Source organism: Falcatimonas sp. MSJ-15 (assembly GCF_018918265.1).
Taxonomy (GTDB): domain Bacteria; phylum Bacillota; class Clostridia; order Lachnospirales; family Lachnospiraceae; genus Falcatimonas.
The window spans coordinates 23110-41000 of the sequence record NZ_JAHLQC010000017.1 but is presented as its reverse complement, the minus strand read 5'-3'; the positions used below and the strand labels follow the sequence as shown (position 1 = coordinate 41000).

Below are 17891 nucleotides of genomic sequence, written 5' to 3'. Positions count from 1 at the left end.
ATCTATACCATCTTAACAAGCCATACATTACTATGTACCATCTTATATCCAATAATCACTTTTACCATCTCTGTTGCCTGTACAAAAAAATATATGCTTACAATTCCAAGCCCTGTAAAATGTGCCAAAAGATATGCTGTTGGCACTACAACTATCCATGTAAATACTGAATCGAACAAGAATGTTACAAGCGTCTTTCCGCCAGACCTTAGAGTAAAATATGACGCATGACTGAACGAACAAAATGGCATAATCATTGCTGCTACAGCAATAAAACTTGTTGCAAGTTCTTTAATCTCTTTAGATGTATTATATATTGTCGGGAAGAATCCACCAATAAAAAGCATAATCACAGCCATAATCACGCAACAGAATACACTAAATACTATCATCTTATTATCAGCATCTTTTGCTTCTTCAAGCTTTCCTGCTCCAAGATATTGTCCGACAACAATACTTATACATGCACCAAGTTGAATATATACAATATTAAACAGATTCGTAATAGTAGTAGCAATATTAAGTCCAGCTACAACATCAAGCCCTCTTACAGAATAACACTGTGTTACGGCTGTCATTCCAGCTGCCCACATTACTTCATTGAGCATAAGAGGAAATCCTTTTATAATAATCGCTTTTAACTCCTTCCCCGGTATGCCAAATCCACGATATGCACCACAAAGATATCTATTTTGTTCCTTATGAATATGTGCCCATACAATAACAATAAATGCCTCAATGTAACGTGCTATTACCGTAGCAAGTGCTGCCCCCATAACACCTAATCTTGGTAATGGGCCAATACCGAATATTAACAGATAATCAAGTAATGCATTAGTTCCAACTGCAACAAAACTTGCAATCATCGGAATAAATGTCTGCCCTGTCTCCTTAATATTAGTTGCATAAGACTGATTTATTGCAAACGGGATCAGACCTATTACCATAATTGATAGATAGCGAAGTCCATAATTAAGTGCCTGCTCAGTTGCACCATTACCGGCAGTATCAGTAAGATATAGTGATATAAGATTACTTCCTTTTGTCAAAAATAATGTAATTGTAATTGCTGTAACTATAATAGTTGAATACAGTTTGAAGCGAAATGAATACATATGACCTTTATGATCACCTTTTCCATAATATTGTGCTCCAAAAATACTTGCTGCCGACACTGCACCAAAAATTGCCAGATTATATACAAAAATCAGCTGATTGACAATAGCAACTCCCGACATCTGTTCAGTTCCAAGCTGACCTACCATAATATTGTCAAGAAAACTTACCAGATTGGTAATTGCATTCTGTACTATCATTGGCAATGCAAGAAGCAGATATCTGCGATAAAATGCCTTATCGCCAATATATTTTTCTTTTAATCTTCCTTTCATAATGCTCTCCTTTATATTTTTTATAGACACTTGTAAAATTACATTTTTAATATTAGACATTATATTTCATTTATTATCTGTACATTATCTAATCATTTATATAATTATCAATTACTTTCCAGACATAGTAATATCCCCGTCTTACAACGAGGATATCGTCAATAATTATATGTAATTTACATATCTATACTTGTTTGATTAAAACATTCTTTTTGTTTTATGTCAAGCAAATTTGTCAATCAATAATCCGAAAATACAAAAAGACGTTGCCTGACATACAACATCTACAATAATCATTCTATCTGACAATTATTTTTAACTGTCACCGATTATTCTATATACTATATCAGGCATCGCCTTTATTAATTTTAATTATTCGTAGTTATATTAATCTATTCTAATGATTTTTAAGCCACTGTACTGCACAATATGCAAGACATGATGCTCCTATTGGACAGACATCTTCATTAAAACGTACTTTTGGATTATGTGCAGAATATGCACCTCTCTCATCCATATATCCTGCTGACAGATACATGAATGTACTAGGAACTCTCTCTGCTATTGTCGCAAAGTCTTCTGATGCACTTGCACTAACTCCGGGATACTCTGCAAAACCTGGAATTGACATCTCTCTCATATATCCTATAATCTCTTCTGTTAATGTCTCATCACATACAAGTGGTGGCACACTTGATAGAGATTCTATCTGTGCACTTCCGCCATATACTGCTGCTGTCAATTCTGCAACTTCTTTTATACGTGCAACAAGTTTTTTTCTCTCTTTTGCATTATTAGTACGAAGTGTTCCTTCTAAGACGGCAGTATCAGGAATAATATTCGCTGCTGCACCACCCTGAAACTTACCTATTGTTAATACACAGGCTACATTAGGATCAGCTTCTCTTGCAATTAATTCCTGAAGTGCAAGATGAATATGAACACCAATATTAATAGGATCAATACCTGCATGAGGATAAGCTCCATGTGAACCTTTACCTTTAATATTAATTCTAAATCCATCTACTGAGAACATCATAGTACTCTTACTATTATACATAACAAGTCCTACAGGCATCTTACCTGGTGATACATGATACGCAAGTGCGGCATCTACAGATGGATTCTCTAAGACACCTGCTTCTATCATATCTTTGCTTCCTTCAAAAGTCTCCTCTGCCGGCTGAAACATAAGTTTTACAGTACCATCTAATGAATCTTCTGTCTCTTTTAACATCTTCGCTGCTGCAAGAAGCATCGCTGCATGAAAATCATGTCCACATGCATGAGCTTTATCACCTGTCTTACATGCAAATTCTTCTCCACTCTCTTCCGGCATAGGAAGTGCATCCATATCTGCACGAAGTAAGATACATTTTCCACCTTTACCAAGTGTTGCCACAACACCATGTCCACATTCTTTTGCCTGTATTCCATATGATTCTAACTGTTTCATAACATAAGCCTTAGCTTTTGGCATATCTAATCCTACTTCAGCATTTGTATGAAAATATCTTCTGTTTGCGATAATCTCTTCTTTTAATTCGAGTGCACGTTCATAATAATTCATACTGATTCCTCTTTTCTTCTCTATTTTGTCTTATCTGCATCAACAACTTTTATAATACCCTTTTTCCACATAATGTATGAGCTTAATATACCTACAGGTAACATACATACAATGAGAATACCAACAAGTCCAAGCAGACTCTTTCCAGCTCCTGCAATTCTTGCTAATAGTGATATGACAGATACTATAACAAGTACTGGAATTACACCTTTTACAGCTCCTTTTACTACTTTACCACTATTTCCTGTATTTGCAAAGAGTCCTAATGCCATAGAGCCAAATAAAGCAGGAATTACATAATCTTTTGCTGTATTCATAGCTGGTGTCTCAAATATTGGTCTGATAAAACTTGATAAAAGTGCTGCTGCTGCGAGAATTACAATTGCTACAATTGATGAAACTGCGATTGATACAGTTGCAACTGCATCACCTTCTGGAGTATTCTGCTCAACATTCGCAACTTTCATACCATTTACAGCACATGGAAACTTAAGATTCATAATATTACCTGTAATGAATCCAAGATAACTTGAAGATCCAAGAATTGGAATATAGCTTAGTGCTTCTGAGAATCCGACAGGTATATATATAAGAAGAATACCGATTGTACTTGTATTAAGTATGTCACCGATTTTTGGCATACAGTCAAAAGCTATACATATAATAAAAGGTAATGCTATCATATATAATAATGCAATAAAAGTTCCGAATCTTCCCCATGAATGTGCCCATTTCTGAAATGGATCCATAATCTTTGTATCTTTATTTTTACTCATAACAATTCCTGCCTTTCTTTAACCAAATATCTTTACCCATAACAATGAAGATGCCATTCCGACTACTAATGTAATCGCCATAATAAAATTGTTAAGCCATGCAAGTCCTGGCTTCTTAGACAATATGCCAAGCACAACTGCTACAACAAGACCTGTTAACATAACACATGCCTGCACTGTATCACCTATTAATATAACAGGGATATATACTGCGAATAATGTCATCATAAATACCCCGCTAAATACATATTTCCATGTACTGGCATTCTCATCTTTAGTTACTGACATACACATCTTCTTACCAAATGGAATGAGAATAATAAAACCGCTAAGCATACCAACACTCATAAGAATAAGCACAGCGCCAAACTGTGTAGCACTTAATCCATCCATAGTCTGTCCAAAACTACTTGCAAGCAGACCTGATATCTGTGTTTCATAAGACAATGAACCTATAACTGATAATCTCCACCATGGCCAGATTACACTTTGAAATACAGCAACAAGTGCAAAGAATCCAACTACAATTGATATAGCTGGAACGACTGAGAATATTGCACTGGATTTGATTACATCATGTAACTTTTCTTTGGATATTCCAAGTTCCAGACATCTTTTATACGCTTTCTTTAAAAAAGCCAGTGACAGTCCGACAATATATACCAGACCAATAACAATAAGTACCATTAATAGAGTTGAATTTGCAATTTCTTTCATATTGTTCTCCTTCTTCATTATCTTTCTCTTAGCAATTGTTAATATTGTTCTCCCTTACAGTTTAATTACATCTTATTTTAATTGCATCTTATATTGTAAGTACATATCAATAATTAATTGGCTATTAGTCACAATACAAATCAATTATCTATTCCTGACAATATAATAAAAAAAGATGCTCTCACAAAAGAGAACATCTTCTTTGATGTAAATACAGTTTTAATTCGTCTATATAAATAGATACACTATCTTTAAAACTGTAATCAATTCAATTAATCAGTTACAGGAATCTCGTAATAATAACTATAATAAATTATTAGCACTCTGTCCTTTTGCCTGAGAGATCAGTCTTTCGACCTTACACCTTCGGCCCTCTTAATCGAGTTTCTCCAGAGAGTTATTTAACACTTTATCAAAGTATCATATCATTAATATGCTGTCAAGTTATTTTCCTTTTTTTATACTTTAATTTTTTTAATAAGTATTTATTACAATATTGCATGCTTTACATACTTCTTTTGTCCATCTCTTAGCATCTAACAGAAGTTCTTCATGTTGTAAATCAAATGGTATAATATCCGGATTATTAAAATATCGTTTATATCTTTCAAGATATTTTTCACCCATTTTTTTAGCATAGAATACATGTATCACAGTTCCCGGTACACTTATATGTTCACCGACTTTTGTATATAGGTCTGTACAAAACTGATTCTTCATTGACTTTTTCGTTATAAATGATAGATCTGTCTTCCCATCAACTCCCATAATCTCTACAAATTTCTTAATATATTCGGAACTATCACCGCCTTGATTCATCTTCTTATCGAATATCTTCTTAAGTCCTTTTCCACCTTTTCCAGTAATAAACGGATAAAAAAATGGCATCATGATAGCTGTCTCTATCTTAGCTAACCACTTTGGTGCCTGATCCATATCACTAGAACCTATAATCGCATGGTCTATATGTATATTCTTACGACTTACAAGAAGTGACACAACAGAACCACCAAGTGAACATCCGTATGCTGCATATATTTTTCCGCCAAAATTCTCTCTAATATATGCTTCAATCTTCTGTGTCTCATCAATCTCTGATACAAAAGTTGTATTTTCATTTTCATCAAATCCACTGTAACTTACTATTAATGTATGAAAATATTTCTCTAGTTCTCCTATCACATGTCCAAAGTTAGACTTCCAATAACAGCATGTTCCGGGAAACAACATGATAACTGGTTTATCCAAATCTCCATACTCATATACTCTCATTATATATTCCTCCTAATTTTGATTAGTCACATCTAATTAGAGTATATCACCACTAATTAAGAATATCAATGTCAGCTATATCTTTTTTCATCCATACAAGTGAACATCCTATTTTTTTCATATTTTTCCTGCCGATAAGTAACTATCCAAGAAATATTTGTAAAAAGTGAAGATTTTTTATTAAATAAGTGTTACAATGGAAACGATTGTTATAAAAACAGTTGCGAAAATAATACTGGGAGTGAACATAATGCAAATAAACTGGAATATATATCAAAATGATCCAGATGCCTTAAGAGCTTTATGGGAAGCAGCACACATTGATTCCCTTACAAAATTATATAACAGATATGGTATGGAGACATGGATAACCAAGCAGCTAAATAAGATGAGCGATACTGATCAGGCTGCTATGCTTATTATTGATGTCGATAATTTTAAATATGTTAATGATACATTCGGTCATATGCTTGGCGATGCGTTATTAATTGATATAGCAGATACTATCAAATCTCTATTTATAGGAGATTTCTTCTGCGGCAGAATCGGTGGTGATGAATATCAGATCTTTGTAATGAACATCTCTAAAGATGTTCTATGTAATAAAGCTGATACTCTATGCAAGACTATTAAAGAGAAATATGAAAAAGAACATCAAAATTATAACATATCACTAAGCATTGGTATCGCATTCTCAGATGCCGAAAAAGGGCATACTTACGGTGAGCTGTATAAGATGGCTGATCTTGCGCTATATCAGTCAAAACTTGAAGGCAAGAACTGCTTCTCACTATTTGGTAAAAACACTGATAAGAAAAATGTTTCTTATAATAATAGCAGCCAGACGAAACGTGTCCGTAATCATATTGTACAACTTGGTGATAGTGGTTTCTCTGTTACTAAAGTTCTTCTCGATGCTGTTATAGACGAACTTGCTCTAAGGGAAGATCCTAAGACTACAATCGAGAAGATCTCAAAACTGATTGTTGATGCTTTTGATGTTACAAGAGCTTATGCAAGCTGCTATACAGAAGATGAGATGCAGATTGGTAAATCTTATTTTTATTCACAAAATGATGATTATAATATAACGCCTAATCTTAGGATGTCCGGGCATGAATATGAGAAAAAATGTTTTAATAGTAATTCCATCTTCTTCTGTACTGATATTGAACAGTCTGTTGAACCTGTAAAAAGCGAACTTAAACGTATGAAAGTTAAGACACTTCTTCAGGTTCTCATTCACAAAAATGGAAAGATCATAGGTACATTAGGCATTAATAACTGTGGTTATAAAAGACTTTGGCTGCAAAGTGAAATTGAAGCTATACATACAATTGGAAAACTTATGACTGATACTATCTATGAATTGCAACAGACAACTAAACCTGACTATGCTAATTAGTTCTTGTAACTGCTTAACTATCGTGATATTATTCTTAATTGATATTTAGAGCAGGTATATAAGAACTTATATAGATATATAAGAACAAGATATATATCTGTTCTTACTATAATTATTTATAACAGATTGGAGAAATTATGAATCAGGATAACACATCTGCTGTCGTAGCAGAAAATAAAATGGGAACCATGCCTGTTGGCAGACTATTATTTAATATGTCGCTTCCAATGATGATTTCCATGCTTGTACAGGCACTTTACAATATTGTTGACAGTATCTTTGTTGCTAAACTATCAGAGAATGCCCTTACTGCTGTATCACTTGCCTTTCCACTTCAGACACTTCTTATTGCTGTCGGAACCGGTACAGGTGTTGGTATGAATGCATTACTCTCTAAGGCTCTTGGCGAGCATGATACCAAAAAAGCTAATAAGATTGCTTCTAATGCAGCATTTCTTTATTTTTTAAGCTATATTGTATTCTTAATACTCGGATTTACAATTGTAAAACCTTTTTATGCAAGTCAGATCAAAAATGCTGATAAAGAGATTATGAACATGGGAATTGACTACTTAAGCACTGTTATGTGGTTCTCTTTTGGTCTTCTTGCACAGGTATTTTTTGAACGATTGCTTACATCTACAGGACGAACTATATTCAGTATGACTTCTCAGCTATGTGGAGCTATCACTAATATTATTCTTGATCCTATTATGATCTTTGGACTTTTTGGATGTCCTAAGATGGGCGTAACAGGTGCTGCTATAGCAACTGTTGTAGGACAATGTGTTGCCGCTATTGTTGCATGTAGTTGCAATCACAATTTCAATGATGAGATTGAACTTGATCTCAGTTCATTTAGACCAAGTGGCAAGATTATTGCTATGATATACTCAATAAGTATTCCTTCAATAATTATGCAGTCTATTGGTTCTATTATGACTTACTCAATGAACAAAATTCTTATCGAATTCTCATCAACAGCTGCTGCTGTATTCGGTGTATATTTCAAATTGCAAAGTTTCTTCTTTATGCCTCTGTTTGGACTCAATAATGGTATTACACCTATTATTGCATATAACTATGGTGCACAGAATAGAAAACGTATGCTAAAGACAATAAAGTTAAGCCTTATAGTTGCTTTTTGTCTTACATTCATAGGCTTTGTATGTTTTGAAAGGATTCCACAGGTACTTCTTGGAATGTTCGATGCTTCTGATGATATGTTAAAAATCGGTATTCCGGCACTTAAAATTATTGGTATCCACTACCTTATAGCATGGTTCTGTATCGTATGTGGTACAGTATTCCAGGCTCTTGGCAAAGCAGTATTCAGTATGATTGTGTCAATTATGCGTCAGCTTGTTGTATTAATACCTGCAGCTTATATTCTTGCTAAGATTGGTGGACTTCATGTTGTATGGTGGGCATTCCCTATTGCGGAGGTTATATCTCTCATAGTATCTTTGATATTCTTATTCCGTATCAATCGCACTATAATATCAAAGATTCCTGACGGAAGCGATTTATTATAAAACTCGGTTTTTTATAATCTAACAATAAAAATGTGTGAGACTTTCATCTCACACATTTTTATGTTTTATCTAACATTCGCATATACAATTCTATAATACTGACCTGATGTAATCTTATATACGATTGCATATATGACAAAGAATATAATACATACAATTCCTATCGCTGCTGCAAATACTGTTGAATCGACTACTAATATCATTCTAAGGAACAATCTTATAATTCCTGTTGCCACAACCGAATGAATAATTGCTGCTATAACCGGCATAAAGAATAATATCATAACCTGTCTTTTTATCGTCTTCTTAGCTTCTCTCTCTGTAAGTCCTACTTTCGCAAGAATCTCAAATCGCTTCTGATCTTCATAACCTTCTGACATCTGTTTATAATATATAATCATAACAGTAGCAATAAGGAATAATATAGCCATGAATATTCCTACGAAAAAAGCTCCTCCATATATATTATAAAAAAATGTTCTCTCTTCTTCTTTAAAACTTACTGTAGCATTGCCATCTATACTATTAACCGTTTCTTTGAATATATTCATACTATTTTTATCTAAAGTACCTTTAATATCATATCCTATATATGTCTGTTTCTCACTATTATTCATAGTAAGCGTATTTCCTGATATAATACTATCTATATCTTCTTCATTCTTAAATACTATAATATATCTCTCAAAAAGAGCCATTGTTGGATCAAATATATAATGTAATGCCTTATAATCTGCTTCACCAACCACATTATATTGATGATCACAGATATTCATAATGTTCTGATTATTCTCTTTGTATTCTTCATCAGTTGTATATACTAATATCTCATCATCTGCAAGTTTTATATCTTTACCTATATATCTGTTATAATCATCAAGTGCAACCGTATATACATCTTTATTATTATCAATATCTCCCAAATAATTGATATATATATACGAATCACCTTCTTTTGTTAACATAATGCTCTCATACTGTCTACATATAAGTTCTGCATTATTAACATCAGATTTTTTTATCGCATTATTAATAATATTAGTATAATATTCTTCTGGTTTCTTCTCATCATCTTCAAATTCTACTCTTACATCTGTAGGATACATATTATTAATATTATTCTCGCCAAGTAACATAAGTGATGAACCACATGTAAGAAGAAGTATAACGGCTGTTGAAAGTATACATATTGAGGCAAGACCTGCTGCGTTATGCTTCATTCGATATATAAGATTGGATACACTTATGAAATTTCTTGTCTTATAATAAAAACGTTCATTCTTCTTAAGCATCTTAAGTATGAATATACTTCCTGCTATAAAAAGACAATATGTTCCAATTATTACAAGCAATATACTTATAATTAACGTCTGCGCTGCTGCAAATGTTGAATGTGTCGCAAGTGCAATATAATATCCGGCTCCAAGTGTAATTATACCAATTATAAATGTGAATACTTTTACTTTTGGTTCTTTTTCTCCTGTCTTATCACTTTTTAACATAGTAATTGGATTACCAACACGAATTGATGCTACATTAATTATAAGACATATTAAGAATATTATTCCAAATAATACTACTGTATTAATAAGTGCCTTAGTTTCAAACAATATTCCATTAACCGGTGTCTGTTTTATTATCTTATATAATATAAGCAATGATATCTTATTAAGAAAAGTTCCTGCAAGAATTCCTATTCCTACAGTTATAAGAATATTAATCACTGTTTCAAGTATCATTATAAATGTAATATTTCTCTTAGACATTCCAAGTACACCATACAGTGCCATCTCTTTTTTACGGCTTTTCATAACAAATTGGTTAGCATATATTATAAATATCGCTGATACGAATGCTACTATCCGACTTCCAATTTTAAGCATAATTGCTATTGTCCCTGCTCCATAGAATGCTTCTTCCCCATTACTTATTATGTATGGAGTATATGCAAGTGATGTAAGAATATAGAATATCATTATCGTAAAAGTTGCAGCCATTAAGAATGGTATAAGTCTCTTTCTATTATTCTTCATACCTGTTAGTGTAAGTCTTGTAAGCAATTTACTGTTCACTCTCATCATCTCCTCTCATAAGCACACTGACAGAATCACATATCTTATCTAGCATCTCTTCTCTGCTTATGTCTCCACGATATATCTGGTTAAATACTTTTCCATCTCTGATAAACATCACTCTGTCTGCATAACTTGCAGCGACATTACTATGCGTTACCATAAGAATTGTCTGACCTTCTTTATTAATCTTTCTTAATAACTTAAGCAGATTGGTTGAAGATTTTGAATCTAACGCACCTGTCGGCTCATCTGCCAATAATATATGTGGTCTTGTAATAATTGCTCTTGCTACTGCTGTTCTTTGTTTTTGTCCTCCAGATACTTCATATGGATATTTTTTTAAAATACTATCTATTCCAAGTGTCTTAGCAATAGGAATTACTCTGTCATTCATCTTAGCATGATTCTCTCCGCCAAGAACAAGCGGTAACTTAATATTATCTTCAAGTGAGAAGTTATCAAGCAGGTTAAAATCCTGAAATATAAATCCAAGATTTTCTCTTCTAAACATTGCTTTATCATTATCTTTAAGTGTTGTATAGTCTTTACCGTCAATTAATACTCTGCCATTAGTAGGGCTGTCAAGACCTGCAAGAATATTAAGAAGTGTCGTCTTACCACTTCCTGACTCACCCATAATAGCTACGAACTCGCCTTTTTCTACTGTAAAATGTACATCTTTAAGTGCAGTGACTTCATCACCACCCATTCTTGTTTTATATACCTTTTTAACATGATTAACTTCTAAAAGTGACATATATTTCTCCTCCATCTATCTATGCTTTATATGATTGCAGATGTTTTTTGGCTATACCTTAATTATATCTTACTTCATAACAGCCTCTTCTCTTACACCTGTCTTACAGCATTAATAATAGCAAAAAAAGAAATGTAATGCACTTTCATTAGCTTACATTTCTTCTTAGCTACCTTACAATTTTGTAAGGATATCTATTAATTAGCTCTCCTGATTACCTAACAATTAGTTTTTTATAAGATCTGACTTATTAAGTCTGTCTTTAGTTATAGTAATTATCACAGTTGTTCCACTATTTATCTTAGATTCTATACTAATCTTATGTCCAAGGCTCTCGCATATCTTCTTACTAAGATATAGTCCTATGCCACTTGCTTTTTTATCCATTCTTCCATTATAACCTGTGAATCCTTTATCAAATACTCGCTGTATATCTTCACTTTTAATGCCAATTCCTGTATCACTGATTCTAACTTTTATTTCTCCATCACAATCAGATGCTGATACTTTTATTCCACCATTTTTCGTATATTTGAGTGCATTAGATAATACTTGTTCAAGTATAAAAGAAAACCATTTGTCATCTGTAAGTATCTTATAATCAAGATTCTCAAACTTAATAGTGAGATGATTATATATGAATACCGGTGCATACTTCTTAACTACATTTTTTACAATCTCATTAAGACTATATTCTTCAAGTACAAGGTCATTCCCCATATTGTCATATCTTATATATCCAAGTGCCACATTCACATAATCTTCTATCTTAATAAGTTCTTCTCTACATTCACTCTTATTGATGTCATCAGCCTGAAGAAGTATATTAAGTGCAGATATTGGTGTCTTAATCTGATGCGTCCAAAGTGCAAAAAAATCTTCATTCTCTCTTATCTTATCTATATCACTGTTATCTTTATCTTTATTAATTAATTCAATCTGCTGTTTATATAATTCAAGATTTTTTCTGTGGTTCATATATTGCATTACCATTGCAATTATATACGATATTATATAAAAAGTAATAAAATAAAATATATATTCCTTATTCACTTCATACAGACTTGCAACTAATATAGTTATTACTAAAAAAAATGGAAATACATATATGAAACCTTTATTATCTTTAAAAAATTGCTTATTCTCCAATTATATATCCCATTCCTCTCTTCGTAACAATATAATCTTTAACACCTGCTGTTTCTATCTTCTTACGAAGTCTTGTCATATTAACAGTAAGTGTATTACCATCAACAAATTCATCATTCCCCCATAATCGTTCCATTATCTCTTCACGGCTTACAACCTTATTACTGTTCTCTATAAGAATCTTAAGTATTAAAAATTCATTCTTGGTAAGTTCTATTCTATTACCATTAGCTGTTGCTGTTGTATCATCAAGATTAAGTGATACATCACCATATTCTATTGTATGTGAAGTAAGAACTGCACCATAACTTCTCCTTAGAACAGCCTGAATCTTCGCAGTCAGCACCTGAAGATCAAAAGGCTTTGATATAAAATCATCTGCTCCCATATTAATCGCCATTACAATATTCATATTATCATCTGCTGATGATACGAATATTATTGGTACTTGTGATGTCTTTCTCACTTCTGCACACCAATAGAATCCATTATAATATGGAAGTTTGATATCCATGAGTATTATATCCGGCTTGTATTCACTAACTTCTTCATTTATCTTCTGAAAATCTTTAGTACACATACACTCATACTGCCACTTCGCAAGATATGTAGCGACTTCTCTTGCGATTATTCTATCGTCTTCAACTATATATACTCTGTTCATACTATTCACTCTCCTGTATAATGTATAATCCAGTTTTTAATTTATTGTATAATTTATTCTTTTTCATTCTATCAACTTCCATATTTTTGTCAATCATATTTTATTATACTTTTCTTCGCCAGTTAAGCAAACATGATATATCAACGCATAATAAGATATGCAAATATCGGCAATGTCACTATCATAATTATTGTATTTTGCATAACCACTTTAACTGCAAATTGAGCATTATTATTATATTTTTGTCCCATAATCACATTAAGTGAACCGCTTGGCATCGCTGCAAGTATTGTCGCTGTCACCATAACTTCATAATTCACATTAAAAAGTTTCATTATTCCTAATGTGATAGATGGAATTATCAACATTCTTATAAGACTCACTCCATAAGATGCCTTATCCGTTAGGACTTGTCTGATATTCATATTAGCAATCTCTGCACCTATTATAATCATTGACACCGGCATCATACAATTACCCACAAGATTAAGCGAATCTGTCATAACTGCAGGCATTCTATATGGTATCACATACAGAATTGTTGTTATAATCGCAATCCATATCATTGGATTTTTGATAATCTTTCCTCTGTCAAATCTTCCTTCACTACTTATAATGCTAATTCCATAAGAAAAATATAATATATCAAATACTGAATTATATATCGCTCCATATAATGTACCTGTCTCACCTATTAACTCTGTTAGAACAGACATCCCAACAAATCCGGTATTTGCAAATGCAATAAGTAATATAAACATTGCACTCTTATTAGTATCCATTCCACATATTCTAGCGATTATTCTTCCGATTAAAAATGTAATAATATAATATATTAATGCAATTAAAGCTACACTTGCAACACCTCTAAGATGTGTTATATCAAACTCCTGCTGTGATGATGCTATCATACTTACTGGAAGAAAAAGATTAACTAAAAGCGATGATAATGTATCCTTGCCTACATCATCAATAATTCCTATAATCTTTGCTATATAGCCAATTATCACAAGAATTAATATCTTAAAAGTAAGTGTAATAACAAGATTCATATTACTCACTCCTTATACTGTCTCGTATGCTTTTTCTATTCTTCCACCAAGTACATATCCCATATTGGCTCCACTTATAGTCTGCAATTTTTCCATTGATTCTTCACTATAAAACGCACTATGAGGTGTGATTATCACATTACTTCTTCCTAACAATCTATTCTCCTTAAGAATAGGATTCTCTTCTTCTAATACATCAAGTCCGGCACCTCTTATCATTCCTTCATCAAGTGCATTTATAAGTGCTTCTTCGCTTACACTTCCTCCTCGTCCTACGTTAATGAAAAGTGGTTTTTTTATCATCTTCTCAAATCTCTCTTTATTAAAAAAATGATAATTATCTTGTGTAAGGTTCATATGATTAGTAATAATATCTGCATTATGAAGTGCATAATCACAAGATACTATACTAATGCCCATATTAGCAGCTTCTTCTATCAGAGCATCATTTGACTGTACATAGGGATCTACTGCTATAACTTCCATTCCGTAAGCTTTTGCAATCTTTGCAACTCTTTTTCCAATCTTGCCAAAACCGAATATAGCTAATGTCTGACTACTAAGATTTCTTCCACCACTAATTGTATGATATTTCCATTCATACTCTGTTTCTATATTTTTATTATAATATTTCAGATTGCGATTAAGTGCACTAATAAGTGCCAATGTATGCTCAGCTACTTCTTCTGTGCAATACTCTTTTATATGACATACTGTAACACCATGTCTTTTTGCTGCTTCAACATCAATATTGGAATATCCTACACCACTTACTGATATACATTGTAATCTCGGTGCATACTTAAAGATATCTTCACCAATCTCAAGAAAACCTGTAATTATTCCATCAGCATCTTTGATATTCTCAATCAATTCTTCTATATTTTTATAGCATACTGTATCTATTTTTATATTATCTTTTTCTGTTACAATATCTATAATATCATCTTTTGCATGGACTATGTTACAATTCTCTTTACCATCTTCTCTTATCTCACTAACTGAATAATTCTCATCACTTTCTTTAAGAGCTTTTTTTATACTTCTTATCGTTGGTTCATAATCATTCTCCATTGCATTTTCATAATCGCATATCACTATTTTTCTAGTTTTATTATTCTTAATCATATATTTCCTCACACTACTTTAATACAATCACTTACTTGCCTAATTCCAAATCGCAACAGAACATAATCTTTCTATTATCTAATCAAATCTATTAGATTGCAACTTCTTGTGCTGTAACCAGAGTCTTATGTATATCAGCAAGAATCTCCTTAATTGTAATAAGTACAACCATCATCTCTTCATCTGTTCCTATTGTAATTCTAAGATAATCTGTTAATCTCTCATCTGCAAAATGTCTTGTTAATATTCCTTCTTCTTTTAATCTATCACATAGAACCTGAGATTTAATATCTTCATGCTTACAGAATACAAAATTAGCTTTAGATGGTATAACTTCAAATCCTATATTTTCAAGCTCTTTAGTAAATCTTTCTCTGGTATTAATAACTCTAATTACACATTTTTTCAGATAATCTGTATCTTTAACTGCTGCTATTCCTGCTGCCATTGTAACTGAATTAAGATTAAATGGATTAAATGAGAATTTTATTTTATTCATATCTTCAATAATCTCTTTAGATGCAACAGCAAATCCTACATGTGCACCAGCCATATTTCTTGATTTGGAAAAAGTTCTTACTACTACAAGATTAGGATACTTAATTGCAAGTGGAAGACAGCTCTCGCCACAATAATCAACATAAGCTTCATCAATAATAACCATTCTATCAGGATTCTTCTTAACTAATCTTTCTATATCTTCCACCGGTACCATAAGTCCTGTTGGATTATTAGGATTAGCAAGAATAATATCTCCATCAAGTTCCATATAATCATTAATATCTACTGAAAAATCATCTTTGACTGGAATCTCTTCCATATCAAGACCGTATGTCTTAGCATAAGTACGATAAAAACCATAAGTTATATCTGGAAAATATATCTTCATACCACGTCTGAAAAAGCTCATAAGAACAAAACTCAATACTTCATCCGCACCATTACCTACGAATACTTCATCTTCTGTTATTCCATAGACTTCAGCAACTGCCTGTCTGAACTCATGGCAATGTGGATCTGCATAATAGCTCATATTCCATATCTCGCTCTTTGATATTGCTTCAAATACTTTTGGTGAAGGTGGTACAGATGTCTCATTGGCATTAAGTTTTATATATGGTTTATCTTTTGGCTGTTCTCCTGGAACATAAGGCTCCATATCTTTATATTCATCTACTAAAAATATACTCATTTTCTTCTTCTCCTATCTAACTATCAATATTTTTAATTCTCTAACTTTATCAACATCTCTGACAATATATCTAATTAATATCCGTAATTAATACTTATAACTAATACCTGTAATTAATACTTATAATCAATACTTGTAATTAATGATTATAATCAATACTTGTAATTAATACCTGTAATTAATGCTTATAATCGATACTTGTAATTAATTTAGTCTTCTTACGATAATCTATTCTCTTATAATCGGGAATGTCATACAATGTGGTCCACCACCTGCTTTAAGAATCTCAGTAATATCAAGTTCTATTATATCCATTCCTCTTTTTGCAAGTTCTTCATTAACTTTTGTATTTCTCTTAAGTGACATTACTCTGTGGCTTCCGATTGACTGAAGATTACATCCATGTAAGAATATTGCTTCTTCGGGAACATCAACTATCTCAATATCACGCTTTGTTAATAATTCTCTGAATTCTAATGGAAGTCCATCTCTGTAAGCAACAGCGATATGATCATCTACAAGATTAAAACACATATCAAGATGTAGATACTCTTGTTTTACTGGTACACCAGTAACTTCATAACCAAGTGGTTCAAGAATTGCTTTTATCTCTTTAAGACCGGCTTCATTAGTTCTGTCTGCCATTCCGACTGCTACCCAATGCTCATTCATGAACATAAAGTCTCCACCTTCAAACAAGCCCTCTTTGACTTCACCAATCATTGGAACATTAAGTTCTTCCATACGTCTCTTATAATCAACATGCTCTTTATATCGCATATCAAGTTTAAAGCGGCCCATTATATACCCTTCCTTTACACATCCACCAAAATCTCTTGAAAAAACTGAATTTGGTCTTTCTTCATCAGGTTCTAGGAATTCAACTTCTATTCCGGCTTTTTTATATGCATTAACGAATTCTTCATGTTCTCTTAGCATTGTAGATACATCCATTGTTGTGTCTTTCCACAATTTTGCGATTTCATTAATTGGTGCCGGTTTTAAAAATTGAGGTTTTGATAATAATACCTTTTTCAAATTGCCTGTTCCATTTTTTACAAACATATATATGTCCTCCTAATTGTTTTTTACTATGTAATATTCTTTATCTGCGTAATGCTCTTTAGCTATGTAATACTCTTTACCTACGCAATACTCTTTAGCTATGTAATACTCTTTATCTGCGTAATATTCTTTATCTATATAAT

General features: G+C 32.3%; 15 protein-coding genes and 1 riboswitch. Of the genes, 2 read left to right on the top strand and 13 right to left on the bottom strand.

From position 1 onward, the window contains the following. Positions 1–2: 2 nt before the first annotated feature. From KQI85_RS12810 to KQI85_RS12790, 5 genes are all read right to left on the bottom strand, one after another. Positions 3–1391: an MATE family efflux transporter gene (locus KQI85_RS12810; RefSeq protein WP_216576476.1), complete on the bottom strand. Its 1389-nt coding sequence runs from the start codon at positions 1389–1391 to the stop codon at positions 3–5. A gap of 397 nt (positions 1392–1788) precedes the next feature. Then, a complete protein-coding gene (locus tag KQI85_RS12805) occupies positions 1789–2961 on the bottom strand; it encodes a M20 family metallopeptidase (RefSeq protein WP_216576475.1) in 1173 nt (390 codons plus the stop codon). 20 nt (positions 2962–2981) lie between these two features. Next, the gene (locus KQI85_RS12800; protein WP_216576474.1) at positions 2982–3737 is read right to left on the bottom strand and encodes a hypothetical protein; all 756 of its coding nucleotides are present in this window, start codon (positions 3735–3737) and stop codon (positions 2982–2984) included. Between the two features lie 18 nt (positions 3738–3755). After that, entirely contained in the window at positions 3756–4454 is a 699-nt protein-coding gene (locus KQI85_RS12795; RefSeq protein WP_216576473.1) for a DUF5058 family protein, read from the bottom strand. A 314-nt stretch (positions 4455–4768) separates the two neighbouring features. Continuing rightward, positions 4769–4857: riboswitch (glycine riboswitch) on the bottom strand. A 71-nt stretch (positions 4858–4928) separates the two neighbouring features. Then, positions 4929–5726, bottom strand: coding sequence for a hypothetical protein (locus KQI85_RS12790; protein ID WP_216576472.1), 798 nt, complete (start codon positions 5724–5726; stop codon positions 4929–4931). Positions 5727–5976: 250 nt separating this feature from the next. Between KQI85_RS12790 and KQI85_RS12785 the strand changes: the two genes are divergently transcribed. Both KQI85_RS12785 and KQI85_RS12780 read left to right on the top strand, forming a co-directional pair. After that, the gene (locus tag KQI85_RS12785) at positions 5977–7131 is read left to right on the top strand and encodes a diguanylate cyclase domain-containing protein (protein WP_216576471.1); all 1155 of its coding nucleotides are present in this window, start codon (positions 5977–5979) and stop codon (positions 7129–7131) included. 137 nt (positions 7132–7268) lie between these two features. Further along, a complete protein-coding gene (locus tag KQI85_RS12780; protein WP_216576470.1) occupies positions 7269–8666 on the top strand; it encodes an MATE family efflux transporter in 1398 nt (465 codons plus the stop codon). A gap of 65 nt (positions 8667–8731) precedes the next feature. Here the strand turns inward: KQI85_RS12780 and KQI85_RS12775 are convergent, their stop codons facing one another. The 8 genes from KQI85_RS12775 to KQI85_RS12740 form a co-directional block, all read right to left on the bottom strand. Beyond that, complete coding sequence (locus tag KQI85_RS12775; RefSeq protein ID WP_216576469.1) at positions 8732–10738, bottom strand: ABC transporter permease; 2007 nt, start codon at positions 10736–10738, stop codon at positions 8732–8734. Next, positions 10728–11498, bottom strand: coding sequence for an ABC transporter ATP-binding protein (locus KQI85_RS12770; RefSeq protein WP_216576468.1), 771 nt, complete (start codon positions 11496–11498; stop codon positions 10728–10730). The genes KQI85_RS12775 and KQI85_RS12770 overlap by 11 nt, the downstream gene beginning before the upstream one ends. 225 nt (positions 11499–11723) lie before the next feature. Continuing rightward, complete coding sequence (locus KQI85_RS12765) at positions 11724–12476, bottom strand: HAMP domain-containing sensor histidine kinase (RefSeq protein ID WP_253293892.1); 753 nt, start codon at positions 12474–12476, stop codon at positions 11724–11726. A gap of 160 nt (positions 12477–12636) precedes the next feature. Beyond that, positions 12637–13311 (bottom strand): response regulator transcription factor, encoded by a 675-nt coding sequence (locus KQI85_RS12760; RefSeq protein WP_216576466.1) that lies wholly within the window; start codon positions 13309–13311, stop codon positions 12637–12639. A 140-nt stretch (positions 13312–13451) separates the two neighbouring features. Beyond that, entirely contained in the window at positions 13452–14363 is a 912-nt protein-coding gene (locus KQI85_RS12755) for an AEC family transporter (RefSeq protein WP_216576465.1), read from the bottom strand. 12 nt (positions 14364–14375) lie between these two features. Beyond that, on the bottom strand, positions 14376–15491 hold the full coding sequence (locus KQI85_RS12750) for a C-terminal binding protein (RefSeq protein ID WP_253293891.1): 1116 nt from the start codon (positions 15489–15491) through the stop codon (positions 14376–14378). A gap of 91 nt (positions 15492–15582) precedes the next feature. Further along, the gene (gene hisC / locus KQI85_RS12745) at positions 15583–16683 is read right to left on the bottom strand and encodes a histidinol-phosphate transaminase (RefSeq protein WP_216576464.1); all 1101 of its coding nucleotides are present in this window, start codon (positions 16681–16683) and stop codon (positions 15583–15585) included. 228 nt (positions 16684–16911) lie between these two features. Beyond that, a complete protein-coding gene (locus KQI85_RS12740; RefSeq protein WP_216576463.1) occupies positions 16912–17748 on the bottom strand; it encodes a dimethylarginine dimethylaminohydrolase family protein in 837 nt (278 codons plus the stop codon). Between the last annotated feature and the right edge of the window lie 143 nt (positions 17749–17891).

What these genes read in the sequence shown, in the direction of transcription:
- KQI85_RS12810 (WP_216576476.1), bottom strand. Translation starts at nt 1,391, where the DNA reads ATGAAAGGAAGATTAAAAGAAAAATATATTGGCGATAAGGCATTTTAT.
- KQI85_RS12805 (WP_216576475.1), bottom strand. Translation starts at nt 2,961, where the DNA reads ATGAATTATTATGAACGTGCACTCGAATTAAAAGAAGAGATTATCGCA.
- KQI85_RS12800 (WP_216576474.1), bottom strand. Translation starts at nt 3,737, where the DNA reads ATGAGTAAAAATAAAGATACAAAGATTATGGATCCATTTCAGAAATGG.
- KQI85_RS12795 (WP_216576473.1), bottom strand. Translation starts at nt 4,454, where the DNA reads ATGAAAGAAATTGCAAATTCAACTCTATTAATGGTACTTATTGTTATT.
- KQI85_RS12790 (WP_216576472.1), bottom strand. Translation starts at nt 5,726, where the DNA reads ATGAGAGTATATGAGTATGGAGATTTGGATAAACCAGTTATCATGTTG.
- KQI85_RS12785 (WP_216576471.1), top strand. Translation starts at nt 5,977, where the DNA reads ATGCAAATAAACTGGAATATATATCAAAATGATCCAGATGCCTTAAGA.
- KQI85_RS12780 (WP_216576470.1), top strand. Translation starts at nt 7,269, where the DNA reads ATGAATCAGGATAACACATCTGCTGTCGTAGCAGAAAATAAAATGGGA.
- KQI85_RS12770 (WP_216576468.1), bottom strand. Translation starts at nt 11,498, where the DNA reads ATGTCACTTTTAGAAGTTAATCATGTTAAAAAGGTATATAAAACAAGA.
- KQI85_RS12765 (WP_253293892.1), bottom strand. Translation starts at nt 12,476, where the DNA reads ATGAACCACAGAAAAAATCTTGAATTATATAAACAGCAGATTGAATTA.
- KQI85_RS12760 (WP_216576466.1), bottom strand. Translation starts at nt 13,311, where the DNA reads ATGAACAGAGTATATATAGTTGAAGACGATAGAATAATCGCAAGAGAA.
- KQI85_RS12755 (WP_216576465.1), bottom strand. Translation starts at nt 14,363, where the DNA reads ATGAATCTTGTTATTACACTTACTTTTAAGATATTAATTCTTGTGATA.
- KQI85_RS12750 (WP_253293891.1), bottom strand. Translation starts at nt 15,491, where the DNA reads ATGATTAAGAATAATAAAACTAGAAAAATAGTGATATGCGATTATGAA.
- hisC (WP_216576464.1), bottom strand. Translation starts at nt 16,683, where the DNA reads ATGAGTATATTTTTAGTAGATGAATATAAAGATATGGAGCCTTATGTT.
- KQI85_RS12740 (WP_216576463.1), bottom strand. Translation starts at nt 17,748, where the DNA reads ATGTTTGTAAAAAATGGAACAGGCAATTTGAAAAAGGTATTATTATCA.